At 42.1% G+C, this 13,478-nt stretch carries 8 protein-coding genes; all 8 read right to left on the minus strand.

Annotated features, from left to right (window positions below; all coding sequences use genetic code 11):
• Positions 1 to 98: 98 nt before the first annotated feature.
• The gene (locus tag BWI44_RS13370) at positions 99 to 1,223 is read right to left on the minus strand and encodes a glycoside hydrolase family 88/105 protein (RefSeq protein ID WP_195208396.1); all 1,125 of its coding nucleotides are present in this window, start codon (positions 1,221 to 1,223) and stop codon (positions 99 to 101) included.
• Between the two features lie 204 nt (positions 1,224 to 1,427).
• Complete coding sequence (locus BWI44_RS13375; protein ID WP_195208397.1) at positions 1,428 to 2,717, minus strand: alpha-l-rhamnosidase; 1,290 nt, start codon at positions 2,715 to 2,717, stop codon at positions 1,428 to 1,430.
• A gap of 5 nt (positions 2,718 to 2,722) precedes the next feature.
• Complete coding sequence (locus BWI44_RS13380; protein ID WP_195208398.1) at positions 2,723 to 3,973, minus strand: DUF2264 domain-containing protein; 1,251 nt, start codon at positions 3,971 to 3,973, stop codon at positions 2,723 to 2,725.
• A 151-nt stretch (positions 3,974 to 4,124) separates the two neighbouring features.
• The gene (locus BWI44_RS13385; protein ID WP_195208399.1) at positions 4,125 to 4,976 is read right to left on the minus strand and encodes a glycoside hydrolase family 16 protein; all 852 of its coding nucleotides are present in this window, start codon (positions 4,974 to 4,976) and stop codon (positions 4,125 to 4,127) included.
• A 62-nt stretch (positions 4,977 to 5,038) separates the two neighbouring features.
• On the minus strand, positions 5,039 to 6,163 hold the full coding sequence (locus BWI44_RS13390; RefSeq protein ID WP_195208400.1) for a glycoside hydrolase family 43 protein: 1,125 nt from the start codon (positions 6,161 to 6,163) through the stop codon (positions 5,039 to 5,041).
• Between the two features lie 132 nt (positions 6,164 to 6,295).
• A complete protein-coding gene (locus tag BWI44_RS13395) occupies positions 6,296 to 7,897 on the minus strand; it encodes a hypothetical protein (protein WP_195208401.1) in 1,602 nt (533 codons plus the stop codon).
• Between the two features lie 69 nt (positions 7,898 to 7,966).
• Entirely contained in the window at positions 7,967 to 9,976 is a 2,010-nt protein-coding gene (locus BWI44_RS13400) for a RagB/SusD family nutrient uptake outer membrane protein (RefSeq protein WP_195208402.1), read from the minus strand.
• A 15-nt stretch (positions 9,977 to 9,991) separates the two neighbouring features.
• A complete protein-coding gene (locus BWI44_RS13405) occupies positions 9,992 to 13,279 on the minus strand; it encodes a SusC/RagA family TonB-linked outer membrane protein (protein WP_195208403.1) in 3,288 nt (1,095 codons plus the stop codon).
• Positions 13,280 to 13,478 lie beyond the last annotated feature (199 nt).

Consider the following 13,478-nt stretch of genomic DNA (forward strand, 5'->3'; position numbering starts at 1 on the left):
ATTTCATTAAAAAACAAAGATTTACCCACTTATCTATAAAAAAATGGAGTTTGCCGGTAAAACAAACTCCATTTCGTATTTCAATTAAAAACGAATGTTCAATCCAAAAAACGTACCATTTCACAAGCAGCCAATAAGAATGCTCCCACTCCAAAGTTAGCTGTTGAATTGGCATCTACCACCTGCCCCGGAATTGCCTTTTCTCCGATAGGCTGCACATAACCGATACGTCCATCCGGCTGTAAAGCAACAGTCGTTAGATATTTCCAGGCTTTTTCTACTACAGGCTGATAAGTAGCCTTATCCAAAAGGCCGTTATTCATACCCCACAGCAGACCATAGGTAAAGAAAGCAGTGCCACTGGTTTCCGGTCCGGGTGCATGTTCCGGATCAAGCAAACTCCGTGTCCAGTATCCTTCCGGTTGTTGACAGGCAGCCACAGCTTTTGCCATTGTCTGAAAACGATCTATATATTCCTGACGGTATTTATCTGTTTCAGGTAAATCCTTTAATACTTTAGCCAGTGCTGCAAGCACCCAGCCGTCTCCGCGTGCCCAAAAGTCTTTCTTGCCGTTCGCACTCTTATGTTTGGGATAGATATATTTCCCGTCACGGTAATATAGAGCATCTTCGGGATCATACATCAAGCTATCGGCAAATACCCAATATTCATGCAGTTTTTCCAGATAAAGCGGATTACCGGTTATCTTATATAGTTTAGTCATAACGGGCATCACCATATAGAGTCCATCGGCCCACCACCAATAATCGTTCTTATCCGTACTCATCTGATATTCCATCACTTCGCGGGCACGAGCTATTTTCTGCGAATCCGGCTTCAGGTTATATAAGTCGGCATAGGTCTGAAAGCAAGTCTGATAGTCACCAAAAAGTACGTAATCATCACTTTCACCGTAACTATACTTCCACTCAGCCTTATTGTCCGATTTGGCTCCTTTCCATTCATTATGTTCGGCCCATGCTTTGGAATAGTCCATGAACTTCGAATCACCGGTAAGGAAGAACGCCTCCATATTACCTGTATGATAGGCGGCATTGTCCCAGAATGAACGTCCATGCTTCGGATTCTGTTCCTGCCAATAGTTATTCACTTTATAAATGATATCCACAACTTCTTTAGCCTCATCTTTCGGAGCGGCACAAGCAGACAGTCCACTCAAACAGAAAGTTAAAAGTATCACATTTCCCAAAAACGTTTTCATATATTTTTCTTTTTTTACTTAATTACTATACCATTCGTTATTATTCATAAAGGAGGACAAATTCATATCTACTGAGTACCTCCTTGGAATTGTGTCCCGGAGTGAACCCTATTCAGTCTTATACTCATTATCCCCCTCCCAGAAGGTATTCTGAGCGAGGATTAAAGGGAGTCTGTCACTATAGTAAATTATATGTATACAAAATCAATTATTCATCTCCAGCACATATACCGGTTGAGGAGCAAATTCAACCATACGTTCACCATCACCTTGTTTAGTATGCTGCACAAAAAGATGGAGCCGACGTTTCCGCTTCCAGAGTTCCGTATCATGAGACGGCTCCCAGGCGTCTACCGCAAAGTCTGTCAGATCCGTAAAGGTCCACTTACCGGTTCCCACAGCCGAAGTATGCGCCATCGACACTCTACTTCCCCGTTCTTCATCACGGAAGATGTAGAATATCTCGCCACCATCCACCACGATACGCGGGCGGGCAATTGGAATCATCTTTGTACCACCACCTTTCAGAGAGAAAGGAGTATGACGATCGGAAACCTGGCGGTTCTGCCACATTTGTCCATCGTACCACACAATACGGTATTGCGGAACATCACTATCAGGATCGCGCCAGTACGTGGCAATATAAGGATTACCACTTGCATCCGCACTCATACTGGTCTGGTTGATGAGTTCTGAGTTTTGTGGAATGCGGCAGGCATACTCTGCATTGTTGTAACGAATAGGCAAATCATATTTCTTGCCATTCGCTTTATACCACGTCACACCGTTATCATAGGAGCGGGCATAACAAAGATCATGATTAGTCTCCACATGCCATGTTTCGCGCCATACCCACGACAGGTGTATGGTTCCCTGCTCATCTACATAAAGTTGCCAGTAGGCATTCCGCTGGTCTTCACCATCTATCAGGACATCTTGTACACGATACCACTTTTTCTCTTTCACAGAATAGCGGTTCATCACCAGATTTCCCCTGCCGGAAGAACCGGAACGATAAACAAACAACAGATCGCCTCCATTCAACGGATAAAACTCCGGATAAGTCACATTTCCCTCATCCACTCCGGTCATAGGCTCTTTATCACCCAGTTCCAGAGTATACGGAGCAGTGCTGCGACAATAATTCAGTTTATGTCCGTGATGGTCAAATGACAGATGCAAATAACCATCTCCGTCCAGCATCATGCTGATTATATTATGGGCATCCTTTACATTTCCCTTGTATTGTGTCCGTTGTAACGTCCATTGGTCAGAATTCAACTTCCGTTTGCCGAGCACCAGATAACCGTCCCCGTCATAATAACTTATATACTGTTCATCTCCTTGCGTCACAAGCGAGTTGTTCCTGAATACAGTCGTATTGACCGACGTTTGGCTATATCCGTTCCCCACTTCCACAAGACGGGACTGTTGTGCCCGGAGAGTGGAAAATATCAGGAGAATCAGAAAGAAAAAAAGAATGCGTTTATTCATAATTATTATTCGTAATATGCGTGATCTTTCGGGAAATCTTCTCCTCCCCATGCTTTCTTTGATGTCCAGGGCTGTGGTACATCTGTCCAGAAAGGATCATCAGCAGCCAAACCTAATGGCAAGAAAGCAAGCGAAGCCAAATAAAGACTACCATTATTGGTATACCAGTCTGAAATATTGGGTTGAGAACCATTAAAGCCTAATGTCAGATAACCTTCCGCATTGAAATTGCGGTTATCACCGAACATGCGTTGAATAACAGCCGTCATTGCCGCACGTACCTGTCCGGCAGGCAACTCTTTCGGTAGCCAGCCACGTAATGACAACAAGGCAAGCGGCTGTAGTACGCCGGTACGATAAGTAATTGAACGACCAAATACAGGGAAAGCACCTTCGGGAGAAACAAAACGTTCCAATATCATACCGAAACGCTGCATACGCTTCAAAGCTTTCGGGAAGTTTCCGCCTTTCACATTCCAGATGTTTCTTTTTCCTCCATCCGTCATCACGTCAAGGCATTCCACATACATGGGGTGAAGCACAAAACTGTTATAATAGTCAAATGCAAAATCTTCTCCGTCACTGTACCAACCATCGCCCACATACCACTCGTCTACTTTACGTAAAGCAGAAGTTATACGATAGTAATCGGTTTGGGCACCTGCCTTTTTCAGGAAGCATTCAACAGTTGAAGAGAATAACAACCAATTCGTATAAGGGGGATCTACCCGGCGCAATTGTTGGAATTCAGCAATATATCGCTGTTTCGTCAAATCATCCAATGGAACCCATAAGGCATCATATCCACGCAAAAAGCTTTCAGCTATATAGGCAGCATCTACGAGAGGCTGTCCTTCCTTGCGCCATAGCAGGTAATCTTTACTTTCCGGGTCCACTGATTGGGCATAACTCTTCAATGCCCACTCACGCAATTGTTTGCGCTGCTGACCTTCTGCCGTGTCATCATCAGGCAATGACAACCACGGAGCCAGTCCGGCCATCAACCTGCCGAAGCATTCCATATAAGTCACTCGTTTATCACGGCCATCCCATGTAGGACTTAACTCTACCAGCATATTTTCCTGCAATTTACCTTCGCTCATATTGCTCAGTACAGGTGCAGCCATCTGATAGAGAATGCCTGTCCATAATTCACGATCAGTCTTTACTTTTTCAGGTTTCTTTTTGGCCGATACATTAAGAGGTATCAGCAATGCTACGGTCAATAGTAGCCAAAGATATTTTCTTGTTTTCATGATATTCTATATAAGTTGTTTTTCATTGTTGCAAATATATCCGTTTCATAAGAAAACGAACTACTACAAATATTGCAAAAGAGGATATTTATCGGTCATTTCCGTTATAAAATCCATAGTTTTCAGGGAAATCAGGTCTTTTTCACCTTTTCTATTGCTTCTGATATACCCGTACATAGTCTATTTCATAGCGCATGGGAATTCCTTTATCATCAATCTCTCCACCGTTTATGCCACCAAGAGCCAAGTTCAACAAAAGATATTGAGGCTTGCGGAAAGGATTCGTCCCCAGCCCAATCGTTCCGTTTATAGTTTCGCTCAAAGGAATTTCATTCAGCAACTCATCATCCAGATAGAGTTTAATAGCAGTTTCATCCCAATCCATACGCCAAACATGAAATTTATCTGCCCATTGGGGATCTTTATCCGTAAAATGAGTAAAAGGGATTGCTTTACTTTTCCATTTTGCACTCCATTGCCGGTCAGTTCCCCAGGCAGCATTTGCCAGAATATGCGGTTCACCTTTAATACGATAATATTCCATGATGTCGATTTCGCCACACGAAGGCCACTCCATACCGCTGCCCAATGTCCAGATAGCAGGCCATGCCCCTCCACTTACAGGAATCTTGGCACGAACTTCAAATCTGCCATAAAGAAATTCTTTCTTACCGGACGTAGTGATGCACGAGGAAGTGTACTCAACGAACTCCCGCTTCTTCCGCCAGTCGTTGCTTCCGGCCTCATACCAGGGATTTTTACGTCCTTTTTCTTTTCGCGCTTCAATAATCAGCTTTCCACCCTTGCAGTAAGCGTTGCCTTCCTGATACCACTGGGCTTCTTCATTGCGTGCAAAACCATTATCATAACTCCACACAGCCGTATCCGGAAGACCGTCTGCGTTGAACTCATCACTCCACACTAATTGCCACTCCGTTTGGCCGGACAGCCCTACCGGAATAAGCAAAAATAGCAGGAACAGACTTCTTGTTACTATTTTCATTCAAGTTCACATTTTACAGATTTATACTACCGATTCTTTTAGAAGATACGAATATAAGAAATTTACCACTTATCCAACCATTCAATAAACGGAATTCCTTTTTCATCAAATCGGATAGGTAACCAGATGTAACGTGAATCTTCCAGACTGCTTGGGCACCACATGTCTGCCATAAACATGTATCCACCATCTTTTAATGGCAATATATAAGTACTTTGTCCACCAAAAGTAATTTTCGCATTTTTCCCTACACAAGGATTGGGCAACTGAGACCACTCTCCTAAAATGGAAGAAGCAGTCATAAGTCTGGCTTCGTTAGGCTTCCAACCAGTACATCCTGACGCTACCATCCAGTAAATCCCATCTTTCTTGAATATAGCCGGCGCTTCATTGTGTCCACCCGGAAATATACGGATATATTTTCCTGTATGGCTAAGATAGTCATCGGACAATTCTGCAATTTGAAGCGTTAGATTCTCCTCAGAAGAATAAATATGATAAGCTTTACCGTCCTCATCAACAAACAAAGTCATATCACGAGACATCTGCCCACTTTCCAAATCACGTTTCACAAACATTCCTTTGTTTATTGCTTCACGCCACTCCGGAGTCCACCATTCATACTCATTCGGGTTCCAGGTGAGCTTCTGTTCCTCCGGCGTCATGTTCATCGGATAAATTCCCGGATTTATACGTCCGGAACGGATAAACGTGTAAGGCCCTACTGGGGTATCACTTATGGCAACTCCTGCACGTGCAGGTCCATATCCCTTTCCTTTCAGTTCCAGATGAAACCACATGACGAATTTTCCGGTCTTTTGATTATAGATTACTTTGGGCCGCTCAATGATACATCCTTTTTCTATATCACTTCCAACCTCATCAGATACAGCTAAAGCCACACCTTCATACTTCCAGTTACGTAAATCCGCAGATGAGTAACATGTTACCCCTACTTGAGTTGTAAAACCAGAGGAAGGCCGATGTTCTCCATACCAGTAATATTTTCCCTTATAGAAAATAATACCACCACCATGGGCATTAATTACATTTCCATCCGTATCTTTCCACAGTTCACCGGAAACAATATCTTTGTTACCTATTGAACTTATCTGTCCCCAAAGAACTGCCTGGAAAAACAAGCAAAGAAATAAATAAAGCCCTATTACTTTTATTTTCTTACTCATACTTTTTACCTTTAAAGAAAAGACGAGGCTAACCTTTCACGAGGAAAGGTTGCCTCGCCTAACTAAGAACAAAACCTATTGAAAAGAGTGATAAAATAAAACCTTTATCATTCTATTTTGAATACTAAATAATTAATATGCATCTCCCCAGCCACTTTTACATTGGTACGTTCTCGTTGCACAATATTCATTCACAACACCATTTATAGTAATATCAGCATGATATGTAAATTGCATAAAAACATCCATTCGTTCATGAGGATCAAGTTCTCTAATAACGTAGGGAATTTTAGTACCTGCCAATTCAAAAGAATAAGGAAGATTCTCGCTTGTTGGACAATCAATTACGCAGATACGAACACGTAAGCAAGGATCTGGAAGTTCTATTACACTAGGTCCAGAAAGACCTTCCTTATATAATATTTTCTGTCCGGATTTTGAACGGATCGCACTACTACCATATTTCATTTCCCCTTCAATTTTATATGAGTAGTTCAAATATCTCACAAATTTTGTAGTTAAAGAGGAATAATACATAGTCAATTTAGGGTTACCCTTTATATTATATACGGTACCCATCAATAAAGCACTACCCGGAGTTTCATAAAAATATTGTCTATCTGTAACATTTTTATTCGCTTCAAAGTCATTGCATACAGTTGTACACCAAGTTAAGTAGGGCTCCTGCGTAAGATTCCATGCACCGAGCTTCCCATCGATCAAACCAAGATTTACATTGACTGCTGCTATAGGTGCAGCAGTTGGAGTAATGGCAGTACCGCGAACTCTTACAGAACCCTTTGTCGTAAGATTCACATCCATGATTTCTGTTGTCTTTTTATCAAACAATCCCGAGAAAGAACCAAAAATAGAAGAAATACCACCTTTTACTAGTGATAATAAGCCACTACCTACAATTGGTATATTGCTTACACCAGGCAACAGTGTTTTCACATAGCTTTCAGCTCCTTCTCCTGCAACTTTACCAACACCGGATATAAGGTCTGAAACAACAGTTGAAGACGATGAATTATTAACAATAGAGCCAACAATCATTGAACTATTTTCGCCCTCCATACTAATTTCAGTTGTATTCACATTCATAGGTTCAAATTTCATGATGCCAGAAGCTTCCGGATCATAAGATAGTTCCAATTGAAAACCATTCCATCCCAAAGCAAACCCTTTCCCATCTTGAGTTGTAGTATTGGAAACTACAATCTCTTTTCTATACCTTTCATCTATCGGCGAAGTTATAGTTCCAAAGTTCAATAATGCAGTTGGCTCTGAAAAAGTAATTTTCCAAAATCCATTATTATTGGTAGCAAATGTGCTCATATAACAGAAAACACGCAATGTTCCTGTAATATAATTATGAAATATGAGATAAGACCTATCACTTTGAGTATCCGGTGCCATGGTATGTGCCACGAGTTCCCAACCATTATCCGGGCTTAATTTCTTTTGCATGAAAAATGGCAAACTTCCTCCATCTACCCATGGAAGATCTACTTCTTCTCCATTCGGTAATGTTACTTTAGTACCATTCACCCAATCGACACTACCATTATAACTAATGCGAGTCATAGCATCCATATTCGTCGAAGGATAAACTACTCCATCTTCTTCTACATTATAGGATGTTTCTACTGTTTCACTATTATCAAAAGAAAGTTCCTTTTGAGTACATGAAAACATAAACAATAAGATAATAATATATAGGATGTTTTTCATAACATAGAATGTTTATTTCGACCAATTCCCAATCGAGTGATAAGGAATTGGTCGAATAGATTTATCTAACTAATTTGTTTTCTCTTCATCAGCTACTGCTTCCTCCCAATTAGTAAACATTGGAACAGAATCATCATAACCGTCATATCCATAGTTCTGACGAAGTTGAGCACCAATATTGGCTGTGATTGCTGAGTTAGGCACAGGCCAGAACATATTATGCTTAGCGACCTGATAGTTCAACATTACTTTTGAAAAAACCGGACCACGATTATAGAGGCTATAACGCGTACAACGCTTATACCAATAACTTCCACCATTCAAATCGGTACCTGTCTGTTTATCCCAAGTTGCCAAGTCATAAGTATCCTCCCATTCATCGGGTTGACCACTACGAGCTAAACACCACGAAATACGAGTCAATTCGGGTTGACGCCATTCTTCCAAATAGAGTTCACGAGCACGTTCGTCAGCGATATCTCCAATGGTTACCGTAGTAAACATCTTCTTGGCATTAGCGCGACGACGAACTGCATTTACATCCTCGGCTGCACCGCTTGTATTACCTTGATAAAATTTAGCTTCCGCACGAAGCAAATAAGTCTCAGCAAGACGGAACAAATAGAGATCGCCATTAGAACATTTCGTACCTTTTGTAGCACCATTGAACTGATTAGCGCCCATGTTTTCTGACGCAGCCTCATCTACAATATAAACTTTATACAAAGGAATAGGGAACCAACTACGAATTGTATCCTTGCAAAGCAAAGTTCCTGCCAAAACCGTATCATTTCCCGCTATATAATCTTCTGTTGCATACAATTGCATATTCTTTCCATAATAATCAGAATTGGGACGATTATACTTAATATCCGTCATCTCTACCCAGTTACCCACATTACGGTTATGGCGCAAATCCTGTGTATCCTCTTCACCATCATAATTCCAGATAGTCTTATTGTAGTGATGAGAAGTGCGGAAACAGCCAATACCACGTCCCAAAGCACGTACCCAGTCCAACTCTTTGCTATATGATCCATCGTTGCGTGACCAGTTATAAGCTGGAGAAGCTAGATTATGAGGATCTGAAATATCACCGTTAGACCAATGCACACACATAGCACGCATTAATGGATAACTAATAAAGCTCTGACTGTCAAAGTTCAGAATAGGCATAATGGTTTCCTTATTAGCAACAGCAGCAACATTATCACCACGATGCAAATCCCAAATCACATTACGTTCCACGTTCCATGTCTCAGGACTTCCGGAAGGTACAAAGGTACCAAAAGGTTGCTCCATCAAAGCTAATCCATGATTATTAATCAAATCAGTAGCCATCTCTTCAGCCTTCTTATATTCACCTATCACCAAGTAGCATTTGATAAGCAATTGCATACAAGCTTCCTGATTCACAGTACCCATATAAGGCATATCTTTCTGAGCCGGTACATTTTGAACAGCAAACTCCAAATCATGCACCAACATCTGGAAAATAGCTTCCTTGCTTGTAGACTTATAGTTCTGTTTAGGCACTTCGATAATTTTCGTCACCAAAGGAATATCACCGAATAACAGTGCCTGATGATAGTAAGCATAAGCACGATGGAAGTAGGCACGTCCCTTATATTCGTTACGCGTCTTCTCATCCAAACTCTCCACTTTGTCTACATACGAAAGCACTGTATTGGCAAATTTGATACTGACCCATCCACGATCCCAAAAGCGGCTCATAGCGTTTTCATCACCACCACCCTTCATTCCGCTGGTAGGTGTAATCTTGTTGGCAAAATCATCCTGACGATTGCCAGCATCTGTTTTTGCATACAAACCTATATCGCTCATAAAATAAACTGAAGCAATAGGAAGCAGATTTCCATTGCCGTCCATCAACATTTCCTTGAGTCCCAAGTCGCACATGGCCATTGCCGAGCGCAAACCCGATTCTGTAGTATACGTATTTGCCGGATTATAGAATGATAAGGGATCTTGCTCCAAGAAGCTGTCCGTACAGCTTGCCAACATGGCTACTGAAACCAGCACCATACATCCCTTTGCTAATTTATTTATCTTTTTCATACTGTTCTTCTGTTATTAGAGTGTTATATTCAAACCAAAATTAAAGCTACGGGTAGATAAGCCTCCTGTTTCAGGGTCACCATATTCCCAACCGGAGATGGTGCAAACATTTTTGACGGTTGCAGTTACACGAATCTTGTCAATCATATATTTCTTCGTCCATCTCTGAGGCAGCGTATAGCCAACGGAAATGTCGTCTAAGCGAACAAAATTGCGGTTGTAGAGTTTGTCTACACCACCGGCCAACCCCGTATTAGGACCTGCAGCATTCAGGCGACAATAATCATTGGTCGGATTGTCAGGTGTCCAATATTCTTTCTCCGCCATATTGAAGGCGTTAGCAACCTGTGAGCCTCCATTGTCTTGATTTAACCAATAACCATTTGTGCTCTTATGTCCCATATATGAATAGAGCGAGAATGAGAAAGTCAGATCTTTCCACAAAGTGAACTCATTGCGCAAATTCCAATAAATGGGAGGGGCTGTGGTTCCAAGGTAAGTTTTATCGTTATCGTTGTAAACCGGCACACGAGTGCCATCTTCTAAAATTTTATCGTCTTCCGTATAGCGATTCACCACTCTCGGATCACCTGGTTTCTGGCCTACCAAAGTAGCAGCAGCAATATCCTCAGGTGTGTTCTGCCAAACGCCATCAGTTTCGTAATACCAAATGGTACCCATAGGTTGTCCGATGAACCAACCGTTAGAAGTATCGTCACGCTCTACACCGTTTTCGTCATAGTCGTAATAGATGTGGTTAATACGGTTTTTATTGATAGAGAAACCGGCGGAAGTATTCCATGTAAAGTCTCTAGTCTCGATATTAGTAGAATTCAAAGCTATTTCAAAGCCCTTATTCTGCACTTCACCCAAGTTGGCAGTAATACTACCGAAACCGGAGAAACTCGGCAGACGCTGCGACATAATCATATCGGTAGTCTTCTTGAAATAGTAATCCACCGTACCGCTCAAGCGGCCATCCAATACAGAAAAATCTACTCCAACATTCCAGGATTTCGTCTTTTCCCATTGCAGGTTAGGAGCTGCCAAACGATCCATATACAAGGGATTAACCACTGTTGATGTGCCGTTGTTGACATAAACCATGCCGGTGCCCCCCAAGTTCAGGTTAGCTAATGTTTTGTACACATCACCAAATTCACGGTTACCGTTGGTACCCCAAGACGCACGTAGCTTAAGCATATCCAACCAGTTCTGAGTGCTCTCCATGAATTTCTCGTTCGAAACAGTCCAACCTAAACCTACAGAACCAAAGTTACCCCAAGGATTCTTGGCTCCGAAACCTGCATAGCCGTCTCGACGGAACGTACCGGTAAACATATAACGGTCGCCGTAGCTATAGAACAAACGTCCCAGATAAGAAGCGGCAGTGTAGTGCGTATCGTTGGTAGAGAAAGAACTCTGCTCCTTGTTGGCACCATTGGTATAGTGGAGACCAAGCGCATCACTCGGTGTAATGTTACGGGCCTGGATATTATCGCTCCAATAACGATGTTCTTCAGCTTCTTGCACCAATGTCACTGTAAAGTGATGGGTATCAGCAAAAGTGCGATCCCAAGTAATGGTATTATTCAGGTTCCAGTCAAAGTTCTTGGACCATCCGCGATTCACACCACGGTCAGCTGCCGAAGAGTTGGGCAGGTCGGCCGACATGAAATAGCGGTCGTAGAACCATTGCAAACGCGGAGCAGCGTTGAACTGATAAGTGAAGCCCAAAGGCAACGTGAGCTTGGCATTGAAAATGGTATTCAATACGGTATATCCTTTTTCCAAATCGTAGTATTGACGGTCGAAGTAGTAATTGTAACCACCGTTCGTAGGCGTACCCGACATAGGGTATTGCTCGTATCCGCCATCTTCACTATACATGGAAGCGTAAGGAGAGTTACGCAACATATTGTTATCCCAATAGTTGCTGCCCAATGATACCTGAATATCACCGTCAGAACGATCCTGGAAGTTCACATTTGCACCCACCTCCAGCCAGTCGGTAATCTTGGCGTTAATCTTCATGTTCGAACGGAATGCATGATATTCATTACCTTGTACGGCACCTTCATTATCCATGTATCCCGCAGACAAATAGTAGTTGATTTTATCGGTAGCGCCTGAAATGCTGGCGTTGTAATCTTGATTTATGCCGGTACGGAAAGTAGAATCGTACCAATCAAAGGTATTACCTGCCAGAAAATTATTAAATACCAACGGAGAGTTGTTCATTTCCAAACGACGAGCAAACAAACTTAACATAGACTCACCCTCGGCAGCACCCAAGCCACTTGCCCCTAAGTTAGAAGCCCAAGCGTCCTGTTCCTGTTGATTCATATTTCTCGGATCATCATAATACCCCTCTGGATAAGCCAACTTTCCTTTATCATTAGTTGCCCTATAATAGCCATATAATCCATCATCTCCTTGAGCATACGTATAATACATCTTATACCAATCCTGACGGTAACGTATATAACCGGAAGCATTGTAATAGTCGCGATAAGCTGCTTTCTGGTTGATAGCCAAGTTAGCACTTACGTTGATGACAGGCTTTCCTTGTTTACCTTTCTTTGTGGTGATGATGATAACACCAGCAGCAGCCTTGGCACCATAGATAGCAGCAGAAGAAGCGTCTTTCAATACGTCAATCTGGCCGATATCGTCCGGATTGATTTCTGAGAGTTCACCGTAGAAAGCCATACCGTCCAATACGATCAACGGACTGGCATCAGTACCCAACGAGTTCTTACCACGCAACTGTATGGAAGCACCGCTACCTTTGGCAGAAGCATCGTAACCAATCTGCAAGCCCGGAGTACCACGCAACACATCTTGTACAGAGGTCGGGTTGGAGTCAGCGATCTTACCGGGATTAATCTGTACGACTGCTCCTGTAAGATCTTTCTTACGCATCGTACCGTAACCAACTACCACTACCTCATCCAGCATCTCAGTGTCCTCTTGCAACGTCACTTTCACTGTTCTCTGTCCCTTCAAAGGAATTTCTACTGTTTTGTAGCCCACAAAACTTATTACCAGCGTAGCATTCTGTTTTACTTTCAAAGAGAAATTACCGTCAATATCGGTAATACATCCATTGGAAGGTACGCCTTTTTCAACCACACTGGCACCAATTACAGGACCCATTACGTCCTCCACTGTACCGGTTACCGTAACATTAGGATTTTGAGCGCTCAGATACGAGACGTTCATCATAAGAGCCATACAGATTATTAAGGTAGAGAGTACCTTATTCAACCTTGCCCCAGAGGAAATCTTTAGTTTTTCCATCGTATGAATTTTAAGATTAAAAAATAACTTAACACACTATGTGATAATAGAGCTGCATGCTTAGCTCCAGAATCACATTGCAAATCTATGGACATTCACAGAGCAAAGCCCTTACAAATGTTCCATTCATGTTTAGTTTTGGTGCATGAAACAAAATCCTACATAAGTTGGAACATTCTTCAACATATTATGTAGGATA

The organism is Bacteroides sp. Phil13 (assembly GCF_001940965.1).
Lineage (GTDB): Bacteria > Bacteroidota > Bacteroidia > Bacteroidales > Bacteroidaceae > Bacteroides > Bacteroides intestinalis.